Origin of the sequence: Streptomyces umbrinus (assembly GCF_030817415.1) — a bacterium.
GTDB classification, from domain to species: domain Bacteria; phylum Actinomycetota; class Actinomycetes; order Streptomycetales; family Streptomycetaceae; genus Streptomyces; species Streptomyces umbrinus_A.
On the sequence record NZ_JAUSZI010000002.1, the window covers coordinates 12,154,260 to 12,179,086 of the forward strand.

General features: G+C 70.0%; 20 protein-coding genes and 5 pseudogenes. 8 read left to right on the plus strand and 17 right to left on the minus strand.

Annotated features, from left to right (window positions below):
* Positions 1-117: 117 nt before the first annotated feature.
* Positions 118-576, plus strand: a complete 459-nt coding sequence (locus tag QF035_RS54450; protein WP_307530596.1) for a DUF2690 domain-containing protein — start codon at positions 118-120, stop codon at positions 574-576.
* A 289-nt stretch (positions 577-865) separates the two neighbouring features.
* Here QF035_RS54450 and QF035_RS54455 read toward each other — a convergent pair.
* The 3 genes and pseudogenes from QF035_RS54455 to QF035_RS54465 all read right to left on the minus strand — a co-directional run bounded on the left by QF035_RS54455 (position 866) and on the right by QF035_RS54465 (position 4,714).
* Positions 866-2,374, minus strand: a pseudogene (locus tag QF035_RS54455) (ISL3 family transposase).
* 100 nt (positions 2,375-2,474) lie between these two features.
* Positions 2,475-3,872, minus strand: a complete 1,398-nt coding sequence (locus tag QF035_RS54460) for an MFS transporter (RefSeq protein WP_307530598.1) — start codon at positions 3,870-3,872, stop codon at positions 2,475-2,477.
* Positions 3,869-4,714 (minus strand): alpha/beta hydrolase, encoded by an 846-nt coding sequence (locus tag QF035_RS54465; protein WP_307530600.1) that lies wholly within the window; start codon positions 4,712-4,714, stop codon positions 3,869-3,871. Before QF035_RS54465 ends, QF035_RS54460 begins: the two co-directional genes overlap by 4 nt.
* Before the next feature lie 92 nt (positions 4,715-4,806).
* On the opposite strand from QF035_RS54465, the pseudogene QF035_RS54470 reads away from it, so the two are divergent.
* A pseudogene (locus QF035_RS54470) lies at positions 4,807-5,745 on the plus strand (LysR family transcriptional regulator).
* Between the two features lie 159 nt (positions 5,746-5,904).
* Here the strand turns inward: QF035_RS54470 and QF035_RS56370 are convergent.
* Positions 5,905-6,039, minus strand: a pseudogene (locus QF035_RS56370) (IS630 family transposase); the annotation flags it as partial.
* Here QF035_RS56370 and QF035_RS56160 point away from each other — a divergent pair.
* From QF035_RS56160 to QF035_RS54480, 3 genes and pseudogenes are all read left to right on the plus strand, one after another.
* A pseudogene (locus QF035_RS56160) lies at positions 6,039-6,224 on the plus strand (ISKra4 family transposase); the annotation flags it as partial. The pseudogenes QF035_RS56370 and QF035_RS56160 sit on opposite strands and share 1 nt — an antisense overlap.
* Before the next feature lie 117 nt (positions 6,225-6,341).
* Positions 6,342-7,171, plus strand: a pseudogene (locus tag QF035_RS54475) (IS5 family transposase).
* On the plus strand, positions 7,168-7,590 hold the full coding sequence (locus QF035_RS54480; protein ID WP_307530601.1) for a hypothetical protein: 423 nt from the start codon (positions 7,168-7,170) through the stop codon (positions 7,588-7,590). Before QF035_RS54475 ends, QF035_RS54480 begins: the two are co-directional and overlap by 4 nt.
* Before the next feature lie 876 nt (positions 7,591-8,466).
* Here the strand turns inward: QF035_RS54480 and QF035_RS54485 are convergent.
* The 13 genes from QF035_RS54485 to QF035_RS54545 all read right to left on the minus strand — a co-directional run bounded on the left by QF035_RS54485 (position 8,467) and on the right by QF035_RS54545 (position 20,817).
* Entirely contained in the window at positions 8,467-9,102 is a 636-nt protein-coding gene (locus QF035_RS54485; protein WP_307530603.1) for an MBL fold metallo-hydrolase, read from the minus strand.
* Entirely contained in the window at positions 9,099-10,187 is a 1,089-nt protein-coding gene (locus QF035_RS54490; RefSeq protein ID WP_307530605.1) for an S-(hydroxymethyl)mycothiol dehydrogenase, read from the minus strand. Before QF035_RS54490 ends, QF035_RS54485 begins: the two co-directional genes overlap by 4 nt.
* A 3-nt stretch (positions 10,188-10,190) precedes the next feature.
* Positions 10,191-11,084 carry a 3-hydroxybutyryl-CoA dehydrogenase gene (locus tag QF035_RS54495; RefSeq protein ID WP_307530607.1) on the minus strand — a complete coding sequence of 298 codons (894 nt, stop codon included), beginning with the start codon at positions 11,082-11,084 and terminating at the stop codon, positions 10,191-10,193.
* On the minus strand, positions 11,081-12,271 hold the full coding sequence (locus QF035_RS54500) for an acyl-CoA dehydrogenase family protein (RefSeq protein WP_307530609.1): 1,191 nt from the start codon (positions 12,269-12,271) through the stop codon (positions 11,081-11,083). The genes QF035_RS54495 and QF035_RS54500 overlap by 4 nt, the downstream gene beginning before the upstream one ends.
* Positions 12,272-12,423: 152 nt before the next feature.
* Positions 12,424-13,542, minus strand: a complete 1,119-nt coding sequence (locus QF035_RS54505) for an alcohol dehydrogenase catalytic domain-containing protein (RefSeq protein ID WP_307530611.1) — start codon at positions 13,540-13,542, stop codon at positions 12,424-12,426.
* 251 nt (positions 13,543-13,793) lie between these two features.
* A complete protein-coding gene (locus QF035_RS54510; RefSeq protein ID WP_307530613.1) occupies positions 13,794-15,284 on the minus strand; it encodes a class I adenylate-forming enzyme family protein in 1,491 nt (496 codons plus the stop codon).
* Positions 15,281-16,531, minus strand: coding sequence for an NAD(P)/FAD-dependent oxidoreductase (locus QF035_RS54515; RefSeq protein WP_307530615.1), 1,251 nt, complete (start codon positions 16,529-16,531; stop codon positions 15,281-15,283). Before QF035_RS54515 ends, QF035_RS54510 begins: the two co-directional genes overlap by 4 nt.
* Positions 16,528-16,851 carry a 2Fe-2S iron-sulfur cluster-binding protein gene (locus QF035_RS54520; RefSeq protein WP_307530617.1) on the minus strand — a complete coding sequence of 108 codons (324 nt, stop codon included), beginning with the start codon at positions 16,849-16,851 and terminating at the stop codon, positions 16,528-16,530. Before QF035_RS54520 ends, QF035_RS54515 begins: the two co-directional genes overlap by 4 nt.
* Before the next feature lie 61 nt (positions 16,852-16,912).
* Positions 16,913-18,109, minus strand: a complete 1,197-nt coding sequence (locus tag QF035_RS54525) for a cytochrome P450 (protein ID WP_307530619.1) — start codon at positions 18,107-18,109, stop codon at positions 16,913-16,915.
* Positions 18,106-18,636, minus strand: a complete 531-nt coding sequence (locus QF035_RS54530; protein ID WP_307530621.1) for a cupin domain-containing protein — start codon at positions 18,634-18,636, stop codon at positions 18,106-18,108. The genes QF035_RS54525 and QF035_RS54530 overlap by 4 nt, the downstream gene beginning before the upstream one ends.
* A 164-nt stretch (positions 18,637-18,800) precedes the next feature.
* Positions 18,801-19,343: a MarR family winged helix-turn-helix transcriptional regulator gene (locus tag QF035_RS54535; RefSeq protein WP_242435756.1), complete on the minus strand. Its 543-nt coding sequence runs from the start codon at positions 19,341-19,343 to the stop codon at positions 18,801-18,803.
* Between the two features lie 35 nt (positions 19,344-19,378).
* Positions 19,379-20,227 (minus strand): fumarylacetoacetate hydrolase family protein, encoded by an 849-nt coding sequence (locus QF035_RS54540; protein WP_307530624.1) that lies wholly within the window; start codon positions 20,225-20,227, stop codon positions 19,379-19,381.
* Complete coding sequence (locus QF035_RS54545) at positions 20,224-20,817, minus strand: carboxymuconolactone decarboxylase family protein (protein ID WP_307530626.1); 594 nt, start codon at positions 20,815-20,817, stop codon at positions 20,224-20,226. Before QF035_RS54545 ends, QF035_RS54540 begins: the two co-directional genes overlap by 4 nt.
* An 81-nt stretch (positions 20,818-20,898) precedes the next feature.
* Here QF035_RS54545 and QF035_RS54550 point away from each other — a divergent pair, with 81 nt between their 5' ends.
* From QF035_RS54550 to QF035_RS54560, 3 genes are all read left to right on the plus strand, one after another.
* The gene (locus QF035_RS54550) at positions 20,899-21,783 is read left to right on the plus strand and encodes a VOC family protein (RefSeq protein WP_307530628.1); all 885 of its coding nucleotides are present in this window, start codon (positions 20,899-20,901) and stop codon (positions 21,781-21,783) included.
* Positions 21,784-21,875: 92 nt separating this feature from the next.
* Entirely contained in the window at positions 21,876-23,453 is a 1,578-nt protein-coding gene (gene paaZ / locus QF035_RS54555; protein ID WP_307530630.1) for a phenylacetic acid degradation bifunctional protein PaaZ, read from the plus strand.
* A gap of 56 nt (positions 23,454-23,509) precedes the next feature.
* Complete coding sequence (locus QF035_RS54560; RefSeq protein ID WP_307530632.1) at positions 23,510-24,718, plus strand: multidrug effflux MFS transporter; 1,209 nt, start codon at positions 23,510-23,512, stop codon at positions 24,716-24,718.
* Positions 24,719-24,827 lie beyond the last annotated feature (109 nt).

Below are 24,827 nucleotides of genomic sequence, written 5' to 3' on the forward strand. Positions count from 1 at the left end.
TGCGCAGCGGGGACCCTGGGGTGAGACAGGCGCTCAACGTCTTTTCAACATTCCTTCCACCCCCGCAGGGAAGAGTCGGCCCCGTACAGACCCGACACATCGAAGCCAGGGGGAAGCATGCGTCTGACGGGAACACTCATGGCCGGTACGGCGACGGCGGCACTGCTGGCCGGAGGCCTGCTGGTCGGCAGCGCCGGGACAGCGAGCGCCGCTCAGTACGACGGCACCGACCCGTCGGCCACCGGATGCAGTGCCTCGGCACGCACCGTCGGTTCGGCCAACATCGGAAACGGCGCCGCGCTGCTCGAACTGCGCTACAGCAGTGGCTGCAGGACCGCCTGGGCCCGGATCACGATCACCAATGGCAACCGCTGCGTTGCCGGGGTGGACAACTGCGCCCACGCCACCGTTCACCGCAACAGCGACGGTGCGGAGTACAGGTGCTACACCGAGAACGACCCGGCCCGGCACTCCTGCTACACGCTGCAGGTGAACGACGCCGGCGTCACCTCCTACGCCTACGGCGACATCGACCTGGGAGCCACGTCCCCCAGCGGCCGGACCGGCAGCTTCTGAGGTCAACTCCACACGGCCGGGGCTCCTTCACAGGGGCCCCGGCCGAACGCGTTACAGATCTGCCGATCAGGCAGTGCCCACCGCATCCAGGAACTTCGCCCACGCGCCCGCCCTGATCAACAGCACAGGAGCGTTGTGACGAGGCCCTGAAGCGTCTCCATGAGGCCAAAGAGCTGCTGTGCGGTCCAACCTCACAACCTGGAGAGACCGCCTCGTCGGACCTGGCCTCCGCTCTGGGTGTGTCAATTTAACGGCCCTGTCTCACATTCGGTGGTGACGGAGTGTGCCGCTATCCGAGGAGGATGTGGTGGCGAAGAAGGGTGAAGCCTGCTCGTCCGTGCATCTGGCGCGCGATCCGCTTGGTCTTGGTGTTGACGCCCGCGGTGGGGCCGTTGCTGTACGGAAGTGTGAGGGCGGTGTTTACTGCGTCGCGGTCTCGTTCTAGACCTCGGGCGAAGGCATGCAGGTGGGGCAGGTTGGCTCCGCGGACCTGGACGATCCAATGTGAGAGCGCGTCGGGATTGTCGGCGTGAGGTGCAAGGAGCGGGGCGAAGTCCCTTATAACTGCCGCCAGTTGGATCATCTCGGGGCAGGCGGCGGTGAGCTTGGCCAGGAGTTCGTGTTGCTCGGCCTTGAGGTTGTCGGGCCTGGTCAGCAGCATCCGGGCGAGCCGACGCGGGGAGATATGGCTGCGGTCGGCGTCTGCGCGGCCTTGGTTGATGTACTTGTGCAGGAGGTTCAGGCAGCCCGTGAAGCCCAGGGCTTTGATCTCTTCGAAGAGGTGCAGGACGGGGAGACGCCAGGGGCCTCGGCTCGGCGTTTTCGCAGGTGCTCGCGGTAGGGGTCGACCAGGCTGGCACGGTACTTGGGGACGCGGAGCATCCGCTCGGTCCGGTCCGCACGGGCGTAGCGTTTGACGGTGTTCAGGGCCAGTTGCAGGCGGCGGGCGCATCGAGCAGGCCCACGCCCTGTTCGAGCAGACCGTGGGCCTGGTGCCAGCGTTCCAGGGTGGTCTGGGCGCGGGGCCCGTCGTAAATAGATGCGTCCAGTACGGTGGCCCAGCAGGTGCTGTGTGCCTTCACCTCGCCGTGAGAACCTTCACACAGGTTCTTCCACAAATGCCACCGATCACCGACCTGCGTCGCACGGGCAGAGCGCGGCGGATGGCCTCGGCGTAGGTCGCCGAGCCGTCACGGCACACGACCTCGACGCCCGGATGTTCGCGCAGCCACGCTTCCAGGGGGTCGGCCGTGCGGTCGGGCAGCACGGCGATCCGCTCGTGGGTCTCGGCGTCGATGATCATGGTGGCATAGCGGTGGCGCCGGCGCAGAGCGAAGTCGTCGACGCCGATCACGCGGGGCGTCCGCGCTGCGGGCAGCGGGATGCGCAACAGGGTACGCAGAGCCGTATGACGCGAGACGCCCACCGCGAGTATCGCCAGCAAACGTGCCCCCGCCCGGCCCGCTAACTCCTTGACCTCGGCCTTGACTTGCCTGGTCAGACGAGTGGTGCGCCGCTGGTATCGGTCGAGCACTCCGGGCACCTGCTCGCGGAAGGTATGTCGGCAGCCGCGCGTGGGGCACACCAGACGCCGCACCCGCACACGGACCACCACCCGCCTCCCGTCGACCGGCACGTCAGCCACAGTCCGCCAGTGGTAGCCGTGCACCCGCCCCGACGACACCCCGCACACCGGGCACGGCGCCATGTTCTGCGGCGTCTGCGCCCACACCACGGTCCGCTCGCCCTCGTCGACCATGTCGTCTATGACCAGCGGGCACAGGCCCGAAAACACCATCTGCACAAGCTCGTTGACATCCGTCACACGGATGCCAACGAGCCTCACGACTCTGCGTCACCACCGAAAGTGAGACAGAGCAGTTAGATTTCACTCCCAGTTAAATACGTGCCCCTCCGTTGTGACTGCTATGGCCGTGCACGGGCTCGGTGCCAGGCCGGTCGCGGAGCCGGAGGCTGATCAGTGCGGTGATCGTGAAGGCGGCGACCTGGTAGAGCATGGCGTGCCGGAACGCGGTGTCCGCATCGGCGGCGGGGGCATGGTAGGCGAGTCCGGCTGCGGTCACTCCGATCGATCCGCCGAGCTGCTGTGCTGTGGGCAGCAGTCCGGAGACCGAACCGGCGGCGGGGCCGTGCACCTCGGCCAGGACCAGGGTGAACACCGAGGCGGTGAAGGCGCCGAACGCAGCTCCGCCGATGGCCAGCACGGGCAGTGCCGCCTGGCGTCCCGCTGCCGAGCCGATGAGCGGGGCCAGCGCCAGGCACATCCCGGCCAGTACCAGGGACGCGACGGTGAGCACCGTCGGCCCGTGTCGGCGGGTGAGAGCGGGCGCGGCTCTGCTGCCGACGCCGGCGGAGGCCGCGAACGGTGCTGACGTCAGCGCGGCCGCGAGGGCCGAGTACCCGACGGCGGCCTGAAGGTGGAGGAAGAGCAGGTAGGTGAAGGAGGGCACGCCCGTGTTGAACACGAACACCAGCAGCGTGCCCCGGCGCGCCGACCGGTCACGCAGCACCGCGGGATGGATCAGCGGGTCGGGCCGGTGCGGGAGGCTGCGGACGAAGTGGCCGAGGGCGGCAACAGCCACGGCGAATCCGGCCCACGTCCACCAGGGCCAGCCTGCTTCCCGCCCCAGCGCCAGGGGCAGGACCAGCGCGCCGGCTCCCACGGTGACCAGCAACGCACCCAGCCTGTCGACGCGGAGTCCGTCCGCCCCGCGGGTGCGGGGCAACGCGGTCGCTCCGGCCAGCGAGGCGAGCGCCACCGGCACGGTGAGGAGCATCACCGGCCGCCAGCCGAGGCCGAAGAGATCGGCACTCAGGACGAGGCCGCCGATCAGGGGCCCGGCCAGTGACGCGACGGCCATGGTGGCGCCGTACAGGCCGAGGGCGCGCGGCCGGCGTGTCGCGGGGGTGGCGGCCTGGATGATTGACAGGACCTGGGGAGCGACCAGGCCGCTGCCCGCGCCCTGCACCAGCCGGGCCGCGATCAGTGATGCGGCGTCGGGGGCACACGCGCCGGCCACCGAGCCCGCGGTGAAGACCACGGTGCCCGCCACGAAGAGGCGGCGGTAGCCGTACCGGTCGCCGAGCCGTGCGGCGGGGATGAGCAGGCACGCGTACGTCAGGGTGTATCCGGCGAGGACCAGTTGCACGGCGCCCGGACCGGCGCCGAGGCCAGCCTGTATCGCCGGCGCAGCCACCTGGGCGACAGTGACGTTGAGCAGTTGCACGAAAGTGGCGCTGAGCACCACCGGCAGCACGAGGCGTCCGACGCTCACGGCAGCAGCGCCGCGGCGAGCTCATGGGGCCGGGCGGCGAACGGGCTGTGGCTGCCGGGGAGGGTGCGCACGGTGAACGGGTTGCCGGGCATGGCCCGGTCGGCTTCCGCGATCATCAGTTCCTGCACGGCCGTCGGCAGTGCCCGGTCGTCCGCGCAGCGCAGGAAGGTCCGCGGGATGCGCCCCCACCGGCCCGGGGTCACGATGACCGGGGTGGTGGGGATCGCCAGAGGTAGATCGGGGCTCAGTGCCGAGCGCCAGCGGTCGAAGCGGTCCAGGGGGGTGTCGTGGTAGTGCGTCTGCCGCAGTTCCTCGATGTAGGCGGGGTCGTGCGAGAGCGGGTTGATCCGCACGGCGCCCAGTTCTCCGGGGTCGCCGAGGTTCAGACTCTGGCCTCGTGCCGTGGCGTTCTCGGGCGAGCCCAGGTAGTCGAAGAACCGGGGCCGTCCGGCGGGCACGAAGGCTGAGAGGTAGACGATCTCATCGACGAGTTCGGGTGCGCGCTCGGCGGCCAGTGACGCGGGGCCGCCGCCCGCGCTGTGCGCGACGAGCACGACACGACGGTGGTGGCGGGCCTGGCGCAGCGTGTCCAGCACGGCCTCGGCGCTGTCGTCCATCGTCACGGTGGCGAGCGCGGACTTCTCGGTCAACAGGCCCGGCTGACCCGGCTGGAGGTATCCGCTGGGCAGTGGCGCGTCGAAGCCGTGTCCCGGCAGGTCGATGGCCATGCTCGCGGCACCGAGTGCGGCGAGTGCGCGCTGCGTCGCCGCCCACTGCCCGGAGCCGTGCCAGGCCCCGTGCACGAAGACGAAGACGGTGTCTGTGGAGGAAGAAGCAGTCATGACCGCATTCCACGCGACCCGATCCCGATCATCCAGCGAAAGATCTGAAGAGCCGACCTACGATACATGTGAGATATGGATGGGAGGCTGACATGGAGGCGCGGCACCTGCGATACGCACTGACCCTCGCCGAGCACGCACACTTCGGCCGGGCGGCCGGTGCGCTGGGCATCGCGCAGCCTCCGCTGTCCAAGCAGATCGCCGACCTCGAACGAGAAGTGGGCGCCCGCCTGTTCGACCGCACCCGCCAGGGGGTGTTCCCGACAGCTGCGGGCGCGGCCTTCCTCTCCCGGGCCCGCAGGGCGCTCGACGAGATCACGGCGGCTTCGGTCGACGCGGCCAGGGCAGCACGCGGCGAGACGGGACGGCTGCGCCTGGGGTTCATCGCCTCGGCGCTGCTCAAGCCCCTGCCGGACGTCCTCGGCCGGTTCGGCCGCGAACGGCCCGACGTGCGGCTGGAACTGCACGAGATGGCGACCAACCGCAGCACGGCCGCGCTCGTCGCCGGCGAACTTGACGTGGCGATCGGCCTCGGCCGTCCACGAGGCGTCGGGGCCGAGCAGTTGGTATAGGTCCCGATCGGACACGACCACCTGGTCGCGGTCGTGAGCAGCACGCATCCGTACGCGGGGCAGTCGTCGGTGGACGTGGACCAACTGCGGCGACAGCCGCTGATCGTGGCGCCGGGCGAGGACGAGCCCGCCGTCGTCACCGGGCTGCGGAACTTGTTGGGCAAGGACTCCCCGACGCTCTCCGGCGCGACCGTCGCGAGGGACATCCACACCATCATCGGCCTCGCTGCCTGCGGGGTGGGCGTCGGTCTGGGACCCTCCCGCATGCTGACGGCCCAACGACGGGGCACGTGGTTCTGCGAGGTGACCCCGCACACACCTCTGCCGGATCTGGTCCTGTCCTTCCAAGCCCGGGACCGCTCCCCGGCACTGAACGCCTTCCTCGACATCATCCGCCAGAACTGCCCCGAGGTCGGTGCCGCGCTCGACCACCGGCTCGGCCCACTCGGACCACAATGAAGAAGGCGACGGCGCCTCGACTTCTACCTGACTTTGCCTCGCCGGACGAGTGGGAGGAGTTCACCTCCGTTCCTGCGCCTCGGCACCGAGCTCCGCCGCACTGTCGGCACGACTGAACCAGAACTCCATCGCACGTTCATACCCAGGCGTCAGCTGCGGTTACTGACCCTTTTGGTGTGATGCCGTCAAGGTGAGGCCGGTTTCGGTGAGGCAGCCGTCGATGACATTGCCGCGGTATTGGATCTGGCGAAGTCCTCGCCGGAGGGTGTGCATCAGGTGGTCTGGGTCGGTGAATGGTCAAAGACCGCCTGGACATCACCGGCGCCCGCTGGGGCCTGTCCGGAGCTGAAGCCGTACTCAAACTGCGTGCCGTCCGCGCCAATGGCGACTTCGACGCCTACTGGGCCTGACACCAGCAGCAGGAGTTCATCCGCAACCACCAAACGCGCTACCGCGACCAGGCCATACCCACCGCCTGATCGACAGCACCCTCAGAGGGCGGTATGAGAGTGCGTAGGTGTTTTGTCGTCTCCTGAACGTGTAGCGGTGTGGCATCTCGGCCGGTCGGCGGCCCTGGGCATGTTGAGCTGGTCGCCGTGAGCGAGCGCAAGTCCTACAAGACCGACCTGAGCGATGAGCAGTGGGTGTTGGTCGAGCCGGTGATCATCGCGTGGAAGGGTGCGCATCCCTCGGTCAGTGGTCATCAGGGCCGGTACGCGATGCGGGAGATCGTCAACGCTCTGCTCTACCAGGGCCGGACCGGTTGTCAGTGGGACCTGCTCCCGCACGACTTTTCGCCGCCCGGCGCGGTGAAGTACTACTTCTACATCTGGCGCGACGACGGGACCGACCAGACCATCCACGACCTGCTGCGTTGGCAGGTGCGGGAGAAGCTGGGCCGGAAGGCAGATCCGAGCCTGGTGGTGCTCGACACTCAGAGCGTGCACGCGGCGGCCGGAGTGCCCGCCGGGTCGACGGGGCGTGATGCGGCAAAAAAGTACCGGGCCGCAAGCGCGGCCTGGCCGTTGACGTTCTGGGACTGGTGATCGCAGTGGTCGTGGTGGCCGCGTCGGCGCACGAGAACGCCGTCGGGATCGCGCTGCTGAACAAGGTTGCCGCCGACACCGACGCCGTGGAGAAAGCCCTGGTCGACCAGGGCTTCAAGAACGCCGTCGTCGCGCACGGGGAGAAGGTGGGCATTGAGGTGGAGGTCGTGGAGCGCAACCCCGCACAGACCGGGTTCGTTCCCCAGGCCAAGCGGTGGGTCGTGGAGCGCGCCTATGGGATCTTGATGCTGCACCGCAGGCTGGTGCGCGACTACGAGCACCGGCCCCGCAGTTCGGAGTCACGGGTGTACTGGGCGATGACCTCGGTAATACTGCGCCGGTTGACCGGGGCGACCGCGCCGGCCTGGCGCACCTCGTGACCGGTGGAGAGCTGACGCTCGGGGCGGTGCTGGCCCGGCTGGAGGAGCGGGAACGAGAGATCACCGCGCAGGCCGAGGCAACGAGGGAACGGATCGCGCAGCTGACCGCACAGCTCGACGAACTCGACCGGGCCACCGAGGAAGTTCGGATCACCCGCAAGACACTGCTGGAGCTGCCCGATCCGCAACCGCCCGCACCCCCGGCACCGAAACTTCCGGATCATCCGGCCTATCAGCAGATCATGGCGGTGTTCACCGCGGCCGGCCACCCGCTGAGAGCCCGGCAGGTCTGCGAGGCGATGGACCTGGCGGTCGCGCCCAACAACATCAACAACATCCGCCTAAAGCTCAAGCGGCTGGCCGACCGCGGGATCCTGGCCGAGACCGAGCAGGGCTTGTTCACCCAGCCCCGGCCGTAGCCGCCGCGACCTGCCCGCCCACCCCGGACAAAACCAAGAATCGGGCATCAGGTCTCATACCGCCCCCTGAGCACAAGACGGGCCGAACTGGACGAACCCGGCAGGACAGTTCATTCACGCCAGTGACATCCTGGGCCTGACCTGCACCCCTGCTGAGCTGGGCAATCGTGCTGATGGTTGCGGAATGTCACCCCCGACTTCCCGGGATTCCCCAGGAGTTTCCGGCCCAGTGTGCACTGGGCCGGGGGCGTGGCCTACTCCTCGTGGATGTACCAGCGGGACTTCGCGATGCAGGGCGCAGCCGACGGGCGCGATATGTCGAGTTGCTGCGCTGCTGTGCAAGATGGAGTGTGCGATTTTCATCGAGGGCGAGTAGGTGCCTCGTGGCGAGCACATGCGGAAGAAGTCGCACCACTCGATGGTGGTGCCGATGAGGCTTGCGGTGACGACGCGCTTGAGGCTGTTCGGCGTCGGGGAGCGGTTGCTGCGGAGGCCATGTGCGCCGCTTCCTCGTGTGCGGTGAGGACGGGTTCGTGTCGGAACATCGTAGGAATATGCAGGTTAGGCGCACATGTGGCGGGACAACATAGTTCGGGGCCGGAACGTAAGCGTGGCCTACACGTCTGCCTCTCAAAATCCGGACCAGGCGCTCGATCGGCGGCAGGACAGACGGCGTCAGGGATGTGTGATTCGGGGTGATTTGACGTGCTGACTTGGTGCTGACTACCCAGCGTTGAACTCCGGCCTTTGGGGCTGGGTGGCAACTCGTTGGCCGTGGCGGCGTGCCTGGTCCCCCCCTCGCGTCACCCGCAGTCAGACCTGTGCGCTCGCTGCGGCGTCTTATGCGGCGGTGGGCGCGATCCGCGAACCCGACTGTCAGTGACCGCGCTCGATCCACGCGTCGAGATGCGGCGCCTCGGCGCCGATCGTGGTGTCGTCCCCATGTCCGGTACGCACCGTGGTTTCGGGCGGCAGCGTCAGCAGACGGTCGCGGATCGCGCGGATGATCGTCGGGAAGTGCGAGTACGAACGTCCCGTGGCCCCCGGCCCGCCCTGGAACAAGGTGTCTCCGGTGAAAACCGTGGCCAGTTCCTCAGCGTAGAGACACACCGCGCCTTGAGTATGCCCGGGGGTGTGCAGGACCGTCAGTTCCGTCCCGGCGATGGTGAGACGGCGGCCGTCCGAGAGGTAGCCGTCGGGATCCCGGTCGGGATGCGTGTGTTTCCACAACAGACGGTCGTCCAGGTGCAGGAAGATCGGCGCACCGGTGCGGTCGGCCAGTGACGGCGCGGCGTCGATGTGGTCGTTGTGGGCGTGGGTGCACACGATGGCCGTAAGGAGACGGTCGCCGACCGCCTCGCCGATGGCGTCGGCGTCGTGGGCAGCGTCGACGACCAGTACCTCGTGGTCGTCACCCACGATCCAGACGTTGTTCTCGACGTCCCATGTCCCGCCGTCCAGTGAGAAGGTCCCGGCGGTGACGACCCGCTCGACACGTACGGCCCCGCTCACAGCATCACCACTGAGCGCAGGACGTCGCCGTGGTACATCCGCTCGAAGGCTTTCTCCACCTCGTCGAGTTGGATGGTCTCGGTCACGAACGCCTCCAGGTTTAGGCGGCCCTGCAGGTGCAGGTCGATGAGCATCGGGAAGTCGCGGGAGGGCAGGCAGTCGCCGTACCAGGAGGACTTCAGGGCGCCGCCGCGTCCGAAGACGTCCAGGAGGGGGAGTTCGAGTTTCATCTCCGGGGTGGGTACGCCGACAAGGACGACGGTGCCGGCGAGGTCGCGGGCGTAGAAGGCCTGCCGGTAGGTCTCCGGGCGGCCGACCGCCTCGATGACGAGGTCTGCGCCGAAGCCGCCGGTCAGCTCGCGGATCGCCTCGACGGGGTCGGTCTCGCGCGAGTTGACGGTGTGGGTGGCGCCCATGGTGCGGGCTGTGGCCAGCTTGCGGTCGTCGATGTCGACGGCGATGATCTTCGCCGCCCCGGCCAGGTTCGCCCCGGCGATCGCCGCGTCGCCGACACCGCCGCAGCCGATCACCGCGACTGTGTCGCCCCGGCCGACGTTCCCGGTGTTGATCGCGGCACCGATCCCGGCCATCACGCCGCAGCCCAGCAGCCCGGCGACCTGCGGGGCGACCGACGGGTCGACCTTGGTGCACTGCCTGGCCGAGACCAGCGTCTTCTCCGCGAAGGCGCCGATGCCGAGTGCCGGGGAGAGTTCCTGGCCGGTCGAGGCCAGGGCCATCTTCTGCGTGGCGTTGTGCGTGTTGAAGCAGTACCAGGGCCGGCCGCGGAGACAGGCCCGGCAATTCCCGCACACCGCACGCCAGTTCAGGATGACGAAGTCCCCGGGCTCGACGTCGGTGACCTCCTCGCCGACCGACTCCACCATGCCCGCCGCCTCGTGGCCCAGCAGGAACGGGAAGTCGTCGCTGATGCCGCCCTGCTTGTAGTGCAGGTCGGTGTGACACACCCCGCATGCCTGCACCTGCACCACGGCCTCGCCCGGGCCCGGGTCGGGTACCACGATCGTCTCCACCCGCACCGGCAGGTCCTTGCCCGCCGCGATCACACCGCGTACTTCCTGCGCCATGGGTCAACTGCCTTTCTGGGATTCCGAGTAGTCGTGGAAGCCGCGCCCCGACTTCCGGCCGAGCAGTCCGGCTTCCACCATGCGCAGCAGCAGCGGGGGTGCGGCGTGCAAGGGCTCCTTGAAGTCGGCGTACATCGCGTCGGCGATCGCAGCGAGAGTGTCCAGGCCGATCAGATCGGCCAGGCTCAGCGGGCCCAGGGGGTGGGCGCAGCCGAGGACCATGCCGTTGTCGATGTCCTCCGCTGAGGCGAAGCCGGACTCCAGCATCCGGATCGCGGAGAGCAAGTACGGCACCAGCAGCGCGTTCACCACGAAGCCCGCCCGGTCCTGGGAGCGGATCACCTGCTTGCCGAGCGCGCCGGTTACGAACCCCTCTGCTCGGGACTGGGTCTGAGGGCTCGTCAGCAGGGACGGCACGATCTCCACGAGGCCGAGGACCGGGACCGGATTGAAGAAGTGCACCCCGATCACCTGGTGCGGGCGCGTGGTGGCCATGCCCAGTTTCATGATGGGCAGCGAGGAGGTGTTCGACGCGAGCAGCGCGTCCTCGCGTACGACGATGCGGTCGAGGGCGGCGAACAGGTCGAGCTTCACTGCCTCGTCCTCGGTCGCCGCCTCCACCACCAGGTCCCGGTCGGACAGGTCCACGAGGTCGGAGGTGACCCGCACCCTGTCCAGCGCGGCGTCGCGCTCCTCACCGGTGAGCTTGCCGCGCCGTACGCCCCGGTCGAGCGAGGCGGCGATCCGGGACCGACCGGCCTTGGCCGCCTCCTCGTTCACCTCGTGCACCACGACGTCCAAGCCGGCCCGGGCGCAGACCTCGGCGATGCCCGCGCCCATCAGTCCGCAGCCGACGACGCCGACCCTGCGCACGTCCGCGCCCGGCCCAGCGCTCACCGGAAGGCCGCCTGCCCCGTCAGGGCCTGGCCGATCATCAGCGTGTGCATCTCGACGGTGCCCTCGTAGGTGAGGATCGACTCGAGGTTGTTGGCGTGCCGGATGACCGGGTACTCCAGCGAGATGCCGTTCGCGCCCATGATGGTGCGGGCGGTGCGGCAGATCTCCAGCGCGCTGCGGGTGTTGTTGAGCTTGCCGAAGCTGACCTGCTCGGGGCGCAGCCCGCGGTCGTCCTTGGCGCGGCCCAGGTGGAAAGCGAGCAGCGTGCCCTTGGCCAGCTCGATGGCCATATCGGTCAGCTTGGCCTGCGTCAGCTGGAAGCCGCTGATCGGGCGGTCGAACTGGACCCGGTCGCCCGCGTAGGCGAGTGCCGCTCGGAACGACGAGCGGGCGGCGCCCATGGCGCCCCAGGCGATGCCGTACCGGGCCTCGTTGAGGCAGGACAGCGGGCCCTTCAGCCCCCGTACCTCCGGTAGCACGGCACTCCCGGGCAGCCGTACGGAGTCCAGGACCAGCTCGCTCGTCACCGACGCCCGTAGCGACATCTTGTGCTTGATGGCCGGAGCTGAGAAACCGGGGGTGTCGGTGGGCACCACGAAACCGCGGATGCCGTCGTCGGTGCGGGCCCAGACCACGGCGACGTCGGCGACCGACCCGTTGGTGATCCACATCTTGCGGCCGTCGAGGATCCAGTCGTCGCCGTCGCGGCGGGCGGCGGTGCGCATGCTGCCGGGGTCGGAGCCGGAGTCGGGTTCGGTGAGTCCGAAGCAGCCGATGGCGGTGCCGGCGGCGAGGCGGGGCAGCCACTCCTCCTTGTGCTCCTCGGAACCGAACGCCCAGATCGCGTACATGGCGAGCGAACCCTGGACCGAGACGAGGGAGCGCAGACCGGAGTCGGTCGCCTCCAGTTCGAGACAGGCGAGTCCGTAGTCGACAGCGCTCATCCCGGCGCAGCCGTAGCCCTCCAAGTGCATGCCCAGCAGGCCCAGTTCCCCGAGTTCCTTGGTGAGCCCACGGATGTCCTCGACCGCGCCCTGCTCGAACCACTCGGCGATGTGCGGTTCCACGCGCCGGTCGCAGAAGGTGCGGACGGCGTCGCGCACGGCACGCTCGTCCGCGGTCAGCAGGCTGTCGATCTCCAGAAGGTCGAGGGGGTCGGCCGGACGGCCGGAGTTCTGCGCGTGCATCGGGGCTCCAAAGCGAAGAGAAGCGAGGAGAAGCGAGGAGAAGGGGGAGAGATGAGAGGAGACGAGACGAGACGAGAGGAGAGCAGAGGTGAAGGGGGATGGGGGCCGCCGGTCCTGAGGGGGAGTTGGCCGACGGCCCCCGGCCGTAGGGATCAGGACGTCGCTGTCGGGCTGATGATGAAGTTGCTGAAGCCGCCGTTGCGCTCCGCGATGCCGCTGATGGCCTCGTTGACCTGCTCCAGTGGGATGACCTGGTGCTCCAGCGGGCTCAGGTCGAGCAAGCCCGCCTCCACCATGTCGGCCATGGCCTGGCCCTCGCCGGAGGTGAACCAGGCCGAGCCGATGAGCCGCAGCTGCTGGTCCATCATGCGGTGGATGTCGATGGGCAGGTCACCGGCGACGGCGCCGATGTTCACCGCGATGCCGCCGCGCGCCATGGCCCGCATGCCGGCCAGGAACGTCTCGTGCGGGGCGCCCGGGCCGAGGGCGTCGATGTAGATGTCGACGCCGTAGTTGCCGGTCTCCTGGTGGATCCAGTTGTCCAGCGGGCCGTCGCTGAGGGAGTGAAGGTGCACTCGGCCGCCGCCCAGTTTGTCGACCTGGTCGAGCAGGCCCTTGTCGCGGCCTGTGCCGTAGACCTGGGTCAGGCCCATGGCGGGCGCGAGCAGCGCGGCGCCGATGCCGAGGGTGCCGCTGATGCCGTTGACCAGGACCGACTTGCCCGGTGCGGCGCCGGCCTTGCGGAGGGCGGAGTACATGGTGCCGAGGTAGCCGAAGCGGGCGGCGGCGTTGAAGGACAGGTTGTCGGGGAGCTTCACCAGGGAGTAGGCGGGGGCGATCATGTACTCGGCGAGGCCGCCCTGGTAGCGGTCGAGGAGGTCGATCGCGGTGGGGGAGAAACCGAAGTACCCGGCGAAGGCGTAACTGGCGCAGTTGATCGAGTCGTTGTTGCGGCAGGACCGACAGGACCCGCAGCTGCGGCCTGGGTTGACGTACACCCGGTCGCCGACCTTCCAGCCCTGGACTCCCTCGCCGACCGCCTCGACCACGCCGGCCGGGTCGAGTCCGAAGATCGCCGGGAGTGTGGGCAGGGGGCTGTGCGGGAACCACGTGGTCCACATGTTCAGGATGTTGGCGAGGTTCGGGACGATGTTGACGGCGTGCACGGCCACCCGGACGTCGCCGGGGCCCGGCTCGGGAACGGGGAGTTCCTCGATCAGCATGGGCTCGCCGACTTGGTGCATCCGCGCGGCTCGCATGGTCGCACTCATGGCCACTCCTTTGTGTGTGGAGATGTCGCCGGTGGAGCCGGCCCCCATCTCATGGGTCGGATATGGATGTGGGGGTTCGGGATGTGCGTGGGGCTCTCTGGGGTGTGGAGCTCTGGGAGATGCGGTTCTGTGGTGTTGATGCCGGTCGTCGAACCGCGCCACCGGTGCCGTCTGTACGGCGTCGCCGCCGTCGTACGGCGTGATCGGTCGCCCGGCGGTCCGGTCGGACCGCCCGTACGGCGTGCGTGATCTCAGTCGTCCAGCAGCATCGTCAGCCGCTGCCGCTGGAGTTTCCCGGTCGCCCCTCGGGGCAGTGCCGGGACGACGCTGAGGCGGCGGGGCCACTTGTGGCGGGCCAGCCGTCCGTCGAGGTGTGCGCGGACGTCGTCGAGCGTCGGTGCGCAGTCGTCGGAGACGAGGAACGCGGTCACGACCTCGCCCCACACCTCGTCCGGCGTTCCGGACACCGCGACCTCGACCACGCCCGGAAGGTCGGCCAGCGCGTTCTCGACCTCGGCGGGGTCGACGTTCTCGCCGCCGGTGATAATCGTGTCCTTGACCCGGCCGACGACCTCCAGCCGGCCCTCGGCGTCGAACCGTCCTCGGTCGCCGCTGTGGAACCAGCCCTCGGCGTCGGTGGCGGGCCGCGGCCCGGTCGCCGTCCAGTAGTGCGAGGCGACCGACGGCCCGCGCACCCAGATCTCACCGGCGACACCCGCCGGGGTGGGCGCCCCCGTCCCGTCCACGACCAGCAGCTCGACATGGGGCACGGCACGCCCCGCGACGGCGGCGGCCGTGTCGAGCGGCGAGTACGTCACCCCGGCACAGGTCTCCGTCAGCCCGTAGGAGTCGGCGACCCCGATGCCGCGCTCATGGAGCTGTGCCCGGGTCGCCGTCTGGGCCGGTGCCCCGCCGGACAGGACCCACCGAAGGGTGTCCAGGTCACCGCTGGTGAAGCGAGGGTGCCGGGCCAGCAGCGCGGCCATGGCGGGCACCGCGAACGCGCAGGTCACCCGGTGGTCGCGGACCAGGTCGGTGAACAGGTCCGGGTCGAACTTCGGCGCCAGCACCACCGTCCCGCGCCGCGCCCATGTGTACTGCGGAAGCCCTCCCAGTACGGCCACATGCGCCAGCGGGGTGGAGACGAGGGCGACGTCGTCCTCGCCGACCGGCAGCAGGGACAGGCCGTTGACCATGCTCCAGCGCAGGTTGTCGTGCGTGAGCGCGACCCCTTTGGGGCGGCCGGAGGTCCCGGACGTGAACGCGATGATCGCGGCATCGGACCCGGCGGGCGGCTCGGGATCGGCGGCCGGCGCCGACGCCTCGTCGCCGGGGTGCAGATCGTCCCACGTCAGCCGGAAGCAGGTACCTCCGCCATCGCCCGGCCCCGCGCTCAGGAACCGCTCGTCACCGACCACCGCACGCGGCGCGGTCTCCTCGCGGAACACCGCCAGCTCGCCGCCGGTCACCTGAGGGTGGACCGGTACGAGGACCGCGCCCATCCGCGTCACCGCGAACAGCGTGATCAGCGCCTCGGGCCGGGTTGCCCCCTGCATTACGACCCGGTCGCCCCTGCGCACCCCGAACTTGTCGAGACGGGCGACCGTGCGCCGCACAGCCAGGTCGAGTTGGGCATAGGTCCAGGACCTGTCGGCGAAGGCCAGGGCGGTCCGCGAGCCGGCCTCGGCCGCGCTCGTCACGAGGTGGGCGCCGAACCACACCTCGGTGGAGTCTCCGGTCATGCGCGCACCTCCTTGGTACGTCTGGCGCGGGCGAGGGCGCCGAGGGTGGACCCCGCGAGGTCGGTGGGAGAGACGGGCGGGTCCTGCTGGAGCAGCCGACGGGCCGCCAGATGCTCGGCGGGCCAGTTAAGTGTCTCCACGGCCACCAGCCGCTCGTCGCGGAAGGCGTACGCGGCCAGCCGTTCCAGGGTGTCACTGTCACCGGGCACCACCCGCACCTCGTCGGTGCTCGCCCGCAACCCCGCGATCTGGAGCTTCACCGGACCCTGGTCGCTCCAGAACCACGGAAGACTCTCGTACGGCCCGGCGGCGCCCCCGGCGATACGGCGGCCGACGAGCGCCCCCTGGTCCATGGCGTTCTGCACGGACTCCAGCCGGATGAGCCCGTCCGCGTGCGGATGCGGATGCCGGGCGCAGTCGCCCACGGCAAAGACCCGGGGATCGGAGACCGAGCGCAGTTGCTCGTCCACGATCACCCCGTCGTCGACCGCCAGACCCGCCTCGCGGGCCAGTTCGTCCCTGGGCGTGGCCCCGATGCCGTAGACCACGAGGTCGGCGGGGAGCGGGCCCTGGCCGGTGACGACCTGGTGGACCTGCCCGCCCTTGCCCTCGATCCGCTCGACGGCCGTTCCGGTGAGGATACGGATGCCGTCGCGCTCGTGCCGCTCCCGCAGATGTTCCTGGAGTTGAGGTGAGACGGCCCGGCTGAGCAGCCGGTCGGCCAGTTCGACCACCGTCACACGTGCTCCGCGTGCCCGGGCGACCTGGGCCAGTTCCAGTCCTATGAACCCGCCGCCCACAACCACGACGTCACGGGCCGTCGAGAGCGCCCGGCCGATCGTGAGGGCGTCGTCGAGGGAGCGCAGCGCGTGGATGCCCGCCAACTCGGCGCCGGGGACGGGCAGCGGACGGTTGCGCGCGCCGGTCGCCAGGACGAGGTGCTCGTACGGGACGCGCTCGCCCGAGCCGGTGGTCACCGCGCAGGCGGCCGTGTCGAGGGCGGCGACGTACTCGCCGAGCCGCAGATCGATGTCCCGCTCGCGGTAGAAGGACTCGGGCACCAGGTCGACGCCCAGGCCCTCCGGTTCGGTGTGGGCCTTCTTGGACAACGGGGGCCGCTGGTACGGCAGCCGGGGCTCGTCGGCGAAGACGGTGACCGGGCCCTCGTACCCGGCGCCGCGCAGGGCCTGGACGACACTGAACCCGGCCTGCCCGCCCCCGACGACGACCACGCCGGCGGCACTCATACCTGCTCCTCGGGGATGTGGACCACCAGCCCGTCGAGCGCGTCGGAGACCTGGACCTGGCAGCTGAGCCGGCTGGTGGGCCGGCGTTCGGCGGCGGTGAAGTCCAGCATCTCGTCCTCGACGTCGTTCGGCGGCCCCACGAGCTCGCCGTGCCGTTCGTCGACGTAGACGTGGCAGGTGGCGCAGGAGGCGTTTCCGCCGCACTCCGCGACGATGCCGTCGACGCCGTTCGACACGGCCGCCTGCATGAGCACCGTCCCGGAATCGGCGGTGACCTTGCGTTGGGTGCCGTCGGGCAACTCGAAGATGACGATGGGCATGAAGTCCTCCCGGTGGGGACGGCTCGATTGGCTCCGCAGGGCCCACAGGGCCCGGCGGGGCTCAGGCTTGCCAGGTGACGTTCAGCGAGGTGAGTCCCCGGAACACCCAGCCCTCCATCCGGTCGTCCGCGCCCTCGACGAGGCGGAGTCCCTTGAGGCGGCTGAAGACGAGGGGCCAGGCGAGCGCGCTGACCTCGTGGCGCGCGACCCACGCGCCCATGCAGAAGTGCGGTCCGCCGCCGAAGGCGAGATGCGGCCGGTGCGGCCGGTCGATGTCGAACTCGTCCGCTCGTTCGAAGACCGACTCGTCCCGGTTCCCCGAGGCGATGACGAGGGCCACGCGGCTCCCGGCGGGGAGCGCGACGCCCGCGATCTCGTAGTCCTGGGTGAGCTGGCGAGGATATATGCCGATCGGCGAGATCCAGCGCGCGGTCTCCTCGAAGACCCGCTTCCAGAGCCCGGCATCGGCCACGACCCGGTCCCGTACGTCCGGGCGTCGCAGCAGTGCCTGGGCACCGACCCCGAAGACGTCGCGCGGTTCGTTGACGCCGCCGCCGATGATGACCTTGATGTTGTTCTGGATCTCGGTCAGCTCGACCGGATCGGCCGCGTGGACCATGGAGGAGATCACCGAGCCGTCGGGCTCGCGGCGGGCGGCCTCGGCCATCTCGGCCACCGCGTCCTCGATGGCACGGGTGGCCTGCTCGGCACGCAGCCAGATGTCGGGGTCGTCGGCGTAGTTGCCGTTCGCCGCCATCATCGCCCGCGACCAGTCGGAGATGTCGTCGGCGCTCGCGTTGCGCAGCCCCAGGACCACGGCCAGGTTGGCCGCCGCGAGCGGCTCGGCGAAGTCGCCGATCAGGTCGCCCTCGCCGCGCCCGGCGATCCGGTCGAGCAGGTCGTGCGCGTTGCGTTCGAACGTCCCGGCCCACAGGTCGCGGACCTGGCGGGGGCGCGTCGGCGGCTCGGCCGCGGCCCGCAGCCGCCGGTGCTCCGGGTCGTCCTCACGAAGCAGGTTGGGGCCAACCGTGCGCAGCAGCAGCGAACCCTCCTCGCGCGAGCTGAACACCTCCGGCAGCTTCTCCGCGCGGACGATGTCCTCGTACCGAGTCAGCAGGTGCCGTCCGACCGACGGCACCCACGCCAGCGGAGCGGTGCGGCGCAGCTCCGCGTAGGCCGGGTACGGGTCGTCGCGCAGCTCGGCGAGATCGAGCTCGACGACGGGCGCACCCGGGGCAGCGGCCATCAGCGTGCTCATGCGGTGCCGCCGGCGCCCATCAGGACGAAGAACACCGTGGCGGGCTCGGTGCCGGGGTTGCGCCAGGCGTGCCGGGTGGCGTTCTGCACGACCAGGTCGCCGGGCCCCAGCGTGGCGACCTCACCGCCGTCGAGGTCGAGGACGATCTCGCCGCTCAGGACGACGCCGTAGTCCACGGTGGGCGTGGTGTGCATGCCCGGGTTGTCGGGCTCGAACAGCTCCGCCAGACCCGGGGTGGCCTCCAACTGCTCGCCGGCGGCGGCCGCCGGGTCCCAGGCCGGGTCGGCGTAGACACTGGCCGGCGGGAAGGTGACGGTCAGGGCTATCGTCTCGCCGGGGGCGGGCACGAACGACTTCAGGGACTCCGTCGGGTCGGCCGACGGAACGGCGGGCGCCGCCGTGTTCCACACCACGGACCGGGCGAAGCCGGGGGTGTGGGTGAACTGACGGGTGCGCGGCGGCTCGCCGTCACTGACGATCACGGGCTTGCCGCTCGGGCTGACACCGGTAACGACACGACGGACCATGATTCTCTCCTTTGAGAAGCCCTGCTGAGACAGCATTTGAGTAGTTAGGGATGCGACAGTAAGGGTCCTGACGATTCTGCGGATGTCGTAAGTCGCCACGCGGACTCACGTCTGCGTGCGGTCGGTGTGCGGGGGTTCGGGTGCTGGCGGTCAGTATGTGCCGGTCAGTCTGCGGCCGGGGTCTCCTGATTGACCAGGGTTCGCAGCAGGTGAACCAGCTCACTGAGCTGGTCGTCGCGCAGGACGGCGGTCCACGCCCGTTCCCGCAGGGTCTGGGCCTCGATGGCCTTCCGCAGCGTCTCGCGGCCCTCGTCGGTGAGCTCGACGATCAGCTGGCGGCGGTCGGTCTCCACGCGACGGCGGGTGACGAGGCCGCGGTTCTCCAGGGTCGTCAGCGCGCTGGAGATGCTGGCGCGCGTGGACCCGGAGACCCGGCCGATGTCCTGCTGGGCGAGCCCGTCGTAGGCCCACAGGGCGTTCAGGATGCGGAATCCCGCCCAGGTCAGACCGAGCGGCCGGTGGACGTGCTTCTCGAAGTCCTTCGTCAGCCGGGCCTCGAGTCGGGTGAGGTCGGTGACCATCTCGATCGCGTCGAGATCCCGGGGATCGGTCGTGCCCAGCTCGCGATGGTGGTGGCGCAGCAACTCCGAGAACTCCCGGGTCCGGCGCAGCCTCGCGGCTTCCGCTTCTCCTGCGGTGTCCGTCACGATCTCCCGTCCTCTCTGGTCCGACCGGACCGCAGTCAGCCGCCGACGACCGGGTTGACCATAGTGCCGACGCCTGTGACCTCGGTCCGCAGGACCTTACCCTCGGTCAGGTACAGCCGAGGAGTGCGGCGGACACCGCAGCCGGCCGGGGTGCCGGTGAAGATCAGGTCGCCGGGCTCGAACGTCACCCGCTTCGACAGCCAGGCGATCAGCTCGGGCACGCTGAAGATGAGGTCCGAGGTTCGGCCTCGCTGCACCTCGAGGTCGTCGACCCAGCCGACCACCTCGATGTCGTCCGGGTCCTCGAACTCGTCGACGGTCACCAGGTACGGGCCGATCGGGCTGAAGGTGTCGTACGACTTCGGCAGCGTGAACTGGTTGATCGGCTTGCGCCACTGCTCCTTGCGGTCGCTGACGTCCTGACCTGCGGTGACACCCGCGACGTAGGACCAGGCGTCGGCCGCGGAGATGTTCTTGCCGGTCCGCCCCATGACCACCACGAGTTCGGCCTCGTAGTCGACCTTGTCGTACTGCGGCTCCACCACGATGGAGTCATACGGACCGACCACGGAGGAGGCGAACTTGGCGAACACCGACGGCTCGTCCGGGACGGGCAGGTTGGACTCCTCGGCGTGCGCGCGGTAGTTCAGGGCCACGCCGATTGCCTTGTAGGGCTTGGCGACCCGGCCCAGGTCACGCTGCTCGAACGGCTTCCAGTCCGCCTCTTCCGCCCGCTCGGCGAGGGCGCGCAGTTCGTCGTGGAGCGAGAGATCGGAGAGCACCTCGAGGCGCGGCTCGATCGCTCCCTTGCTGGCGTCCGCGATGTCGAGGGCGAGGTTGTCGCGGACGACGACCGGGCGGCCGGCGAGGTTGGCGAGCTTCATGCGGCTTCTTCCTTCTTCTCGGTCGGTTCGGGCAGGGGCAGTGCGAGGTCGCCCTCGACCTGGACCCCGAGGGTGTTGATGACGGTGGCGATGGTCAGGTACTGGCCGACGGTGTAGAGGACGTCGATGACCTGCTCGGTGCTCAGGTGGGCCGTCAGCCGGTCCCACAGCTCGTCGTCGACGCCCTGGCGGTCCAGGAGCGAATCGGTGGCGGAGAGCAGCACCCGGTCCAGCTCCTCCAGTCCGTCCCAGTCGCCGGTCGCGGCGGCCAGGATCGTGTCGTCGGTGAGCCCGGCGCGGCGGGCGATCCGGACGTGCTGGTCCCACTCGTACGCGGCCCGCGCCCGGACGGCGATCCGCAGGATCATCAGCTCCCGGGACGACAACGGCAGGGTGTTCTTCCCCAGCACGTGGTTGCCGAAGAGGATGAAGCGGCGCAGAGCCTCCTGGTGGTGGGCCAGCGTCGCCCAGATCGTGTAGATCCGCCCGTCCTGATCGCGGTACGGCGCCAGCGACGTCAGCGTCTTCTCATGCAGCTCGCCCTCGTCGACGGGCTGCAGGCGGGCCTTCTCGGGCACTACTCCCGACATCGGGGACCTCCTCGACTCGATGGCGTCAACGTATTCGTAAGAGTATTGACCGTCAAGGGTCTAACAAATATTGTCTTCGCCATGACGATCCAGAGCCTTGGGTATGTGGGCATCGGTGCGCCCGACCCGGATGCATGGGCGGAGTACGCCCGGACAGTGATAGGTCTCGCGGTCGAGCCGGGGGCTGCGGCCGACAGCGGCTCCGCCCCGGGCGAGGGGCCCGTGCGCTATCGCCTGCGTATGGACCAGCACCCGTTCCGCATGTGGCTGACGGAGGCGGAACCCGGTGGTGTGACGGTCATCGGCTGGGAGGTCCGTGACGGGGCGGCGATCGACGCGATGACGGTGCGGCTCAAGGAGGCCGGCGTCGACGTCACGGCGGGCACCGAGGAGGAGTGCCGGGACCGCCAGGTGGCCCGCATGGTGCACTTCACCGGCCCGCTCGGCATCCGCACCGAGCTGTTCTGCGGCCGCCGCCTCGCCCCCAGCCAGTTCGTGTCACCGCTCGGCGTCGACTTCGTGACCGGAGAACAGGGCCTCGGGCACGTCGTGATGAAGACACCGCACGTGCAGGAGGCGGTCGACTTCTACTGCGAGATCCTGGGCTTCCGGCTCAGCGACACCGCCGACTACCCCTGGGGCACCTTCTACTTCCTGGGCTGCAACCCCCGGCACCACAGCATCGCCTTCATCCGCTCGTACAAGAACGAGGGCACCCACCACATCCTGTGCGAGGTGACCAGCCCGGAGGAGGTCGGCCGCGCCCTGGACCGAACCCGCGAGCACGAGGTCGAGCTCATGGCCACGCTCGGCAAGCACGCCAACGACGGGATGTTCTCCTTCTACATGACGTCGCCCGCCGGCTTCGGCATCGAGATCGGAGCGGGCGGTGTGCAGGTCGACGAGAGCACCTGGGTGAGCCGCACCTACACCGCTGACATCTGGGGCCACCACCCCGTGGACTGACAGCCCCGGGCCTCCATTCCGTGGACTGAATGCCCGGACCTTCCCGTCACGCCCTCGCCCCCGTCCGCCCTCGACGAAAGCAGCCGTACCCCATGCTCCAGAGTTTTCTGCAGGACACCTGGGTCACCCCCACGGTCACGCCCGCGTCGGCGGTCGCCGTACGCGACGCGGTCACCGGCGAGACGATCTGCCACGTCTCCTCCGAAGGGCTCGACGTCGCCGGGGCGTTCGCCCACGCACGACGCGTCGGCGGTCCCGCCCTGCGCGACCTCACCTTCCCGCAGCGAGCCGACCTCCTGGACGCGGTCGCCGCCGCCGTCCGGGCCCGCCGCGAGGAGCTCTACGTGCTGTCGGCGCGCGCCGGTGCGACCCTGACGGACGCCCGGTACGACGTCGACGGCGGCGTCCGCGTGCTGCGCGACTACGCCACCCGGGCCAGGGCCGAACTCCCGGACGCGCCCTACCTGTTGGAGGGCCCCGCCGAACGCCTCGCGCGCGGTGAGGACTTCCTCGGCGTCCACCTCGTCTCCCCCTCACCGGGCCTGATGCTCCAGGTGAACGCCTTCAACTTCCCGGTCTGGGCGCCGCTGGAGAAGCTCGCGCAGGCGGTGCTGGCCGGCGTGCCGAGCGTGGTGAAGCCGGCCACGCCCACCGCGTACCTCACGGAACACCTGGTACGGATCGTGGCCGAGGCCGGGGTCCTGCCTCCCGGTGCCCTGCAGATGGTCGTGGGCTCGGTGCGCACGGCGCTCGATCTGCTCCACGAACAGGACGTGCTCTCCTTCACCGGCTCGGCCGCCACCGCCGCGACCCTGCGCACGCACCCCGACCTGGTGGCCCGCTCCGTCCGGTTCAACGCGGAGGCCGACTCCGTCAACGCCATCGTCCTCGCGCCGGACGTCGAGCCCGGATCCCCGCTGTTCGAGGCATTCGTCCGCGAGGTCGTCACCGAGATGACGGTCAAGGCGGGCCAGAAGTGCACCGCGATCCGCCGGGTCCTCGTCCCGCGCGAGCACGAACTCGCCGCCCTGGACGCGATCTCGGCCGAGCTGGCAGGCGTGACCATCGGCAACCCCGCTGCGGAGGGCGTCCGGATGGGGGCAGTCGTCAGCCTGGATCAGCGCGACGACGTACGGCGGGCGGTGCGCGCCATCGTCGAGTCCGGCCGCTTCGTGTACGGCGACCCGGGCAAGGTGCGCGTGGTGGACGCCGACCCGGAGCGGGGCGCCTTCCTGGACACGCTGTTGATCTCCGCGGACCCGGACGCCTCGGCACCCCACGAGGTCGAACCCTTCGGACCGGCCGCGACCGTGCTGGCGTACCGCGACACCGCCCACGCCACGGACCTGGTTGCGCGCGGCCGTGGCAGCCTCGCCGCCTCCGTGGTCGGCGACGACCTCGCCTGGACGACCGCCTTCGTCCGGGAGGCGGCTCCCTGGCACGGGCGGCTCCACCTGCTGGACTCGACGAACCTGACGCAGACCACCGGGCACGGATCCCCGCTCCCCGCCCTGCGCCACGGCGGCCCGGGCCGAGCCGGCGGGGGATCGGAAATGGGGGGCACCCGCGGTGTCGTGGACCTGATGCAGCGAACGGCACTCCAGGCGTCACCGAGGCTGCTGGACTCCCTCCGGAACGGGCACGCCCGGCCGCCGGCCGACTCCGCGTGACGCCCATGCGCGCGAGGCGTGCACGGTCCGAACGGCTTAACCGTTGTACCGCACCCATGGAACACGGAACGGACCTGCCGGCCGCGATGCTGCTGGCGCTGGCCCTGGCCTACGGAGTCTCCCCGCTGGCCATCGACATGTATCTGTCGGCGTTTCCGCGCATGGCGCGTGACCTGCATGCCTCAGCCACCGGCGTCCAGCTGACGCTGACCGCGTTCATGACCGGCCTGGCCGTCGGGCAACTGGTCATCGGGCCGCTGTCGGACCGCTGGGGCCGGCGTCGGCCGCTGCTGGCCGGGACCGCGGTGAGCGTGCTCGCGGGGCTGCTCTGCGCCGCGGCGCCCTCCGTCGGACTGCTCGTCGCGGCCCGTTTCACGCACGGCGTCAGCGGAGCCGCCGGGATCGTCATCGCCCGTGCCGTGGTCGGCGACCGGGCCCGCGGGGCGGGGGCGGCCCGGGCGTACGGACTGCTGATGATGACCGCCGGCGTGGCACCGGTCGTCGCCCCGCTGATCGGCGGAGCACTGGTCGGTGCCGTCGGCTGGCGCGGGATCTTCCTCGTCCTCGCGGGCCTGGCGGCACTGACGTTCCTCGGCGCGCTCTTCCTGGTCCCCGAGACCCTGCCGCCCGACCGGCGGAGCGGCGGGGGGCTCGCCACCACCCTCCGCCGTACCGGCACCCTCCTCACCGACCGCCCGTTCCTCGGCTACGCCTTCGCCTTCGCCTTCGGGTTCGGCACCCTGTTCAGCTACCTCGCGGCTTCGCCGTTCGTCTACCAGAACGTCTTCGATCTCTCAATCGGGACCTACGCGGTGATCCTGGCTGCCAACGCTGTGGGATTCACTGCCACCAGCGCCCTCAACCGGCGGATCGTCCGGCGCTTCGGCGCCCGTCTCCTGCTGCGCGTCGGCCTCCTCGTCATGGCGGTGTGCTCTACGACGCTGTGCCTGCTCGCCGGCACCGGACTGCTCGTCCGAGACCTCGCCGTCCCGTTGGTCTTCGTGACGGTTTCGTCGCTCGGTCTGATCGCGGCCAACGCCACGGCGCTCGCCGTCGCCCGCGCTCCGCAGGCGGCGGGCAGCGCGTCGGCGATCGTCGGGGCTCTGCAGTTCGGTCTGGCCGCCACCGTCTCCCCGCTGGTCGGACTGGGCGGAGAGAACACCGCCGTCCCCATGGCCGTGGCCATGGCCGCTTCGACGGTCGTGGCGGGATCGGCCGTGCTGGTGCTGGCGGGAACCGACCGGGACGGTGACGAACTCGCCTGACCCGGCGGTCACCTCACTGGATCCTGTGGGCCGTCCGTGGAGTTCGCCGCCTTGAGGGGAGCACGCCGCAGTTGCTCACGGCGAGCCCGAGGGGTGTCCGCTGGTGCGG

Excerpts from the sequence above, each read along its gene's own strand:
- QF035_RS54450 (WP_307530596.1), top strand. The coding sequence starts at position 118 with ATGCGTCTGACGGGAACACTCATGGCCGGTACGGCGACGGCGGCACTG.
- QF035_RS54465 (WP_307530600.1), bottom strand. The coding sequence starts at position 4,714 with ATGACTGCTTCTTCCTCCACAGACACCGTCTTCGTCTTCGTGCACGGG.
- QF035_RS54490 (WP_307530605.1), bottom strand. The coding sequence starts at position 10,187 with ATGGCGCAGGAAGTACGCGGTGTGATCGCGGCGGGCAAGGACCTGCCG.
- QF035_RS54500 (WP_307530609.1), bottom strand. The coding sequence starts at position 12,271 with ATGCACGCGCAGAACTCCGGCCGTCCGGCCGACCCCCTCGACCTTCTG.
- QF035_RS54505 (WP_307530611.1), bottom strand. The coding sequence starts at position 13,542 with ATGAGTGCGACCATGCGAGCCGCGCGGATGCACCAAGTCGGCGAGCCC.
- QF035_RS54510 (WP_307530613.1), bottom strand. The coding sequence starts at position 15,284 with ATGACCGGAGACTCCACCGAGGTGTGGTTCGGCGCCCACCTCGTGACG.
- QF035_RS54515 (WP_307530615.1), bottom strand. The coding sequence starts at position 16,531 with ATGAGTGCCGCCGGCGTGGTCGTCGTCGGGGGCGGGCAGGCCGGGTTC.
- QF035_RS54520 (WP_307530617.1), bottom strand. The coding sequence starts at position 16,851 with ATGCCCATCGTCATCTTCGAGTTGCCCGACGGCACCCAACGCAAGGTC.
- QF035_RS54525 (WP_307530619.1), bottom strand. The coding sequence starts at position 18,109 with ATGAGCACGCTGATGGCCGCTGCCCCGGGTGCGCCCGTCGTCGAGCTC.
- QF035_RS54530 (WP_307530621.1), bottom strand. The coding sequence starts at position 18,636 with ATGGTCCGTCGTGTCGTTACCGGTGTCAGCCCGAGCGGCAAGCCCGTG.
- QF035_RS54540 (WP_307530624.1), bottom strand. The coding sequence starts at position 20,227 with ATGAAGCTCGCCAACCTCGCCGGCCGCCCGGTCGTCGTCCGCGACAAC.
- QF035_RS54545 (WP_307530626.1), bottom strand. The coding sequence starts at position 20,817 with ATGTCGGGAGTAGTGCCCGAGAAGGCCCGCCTGCAGCCCGTCGACGAG.
- QF035_RS54550 (WP_307530628.1), top strand. The coding sequence starts at position 20,899 with ATGACGATCCAGAGCCTTGGGTATGTGGGCATCGGTGCGCCCGACCCG.
- paaZ (WP_307530630.1), top strand. The coding sequence starts at position 21,876 with ATGCTCCAGAGTTTTCTGCAGGACACCTGGGTCACCCCCACGGTCACG.
- QF035_RS54560 (WP_307530632.1), top strand. The coding sequence starts at position 23,510 with ATGGAACACGGAACGGACCTGCCGGCCGCGATGCTGCTGGCGCTGGCC.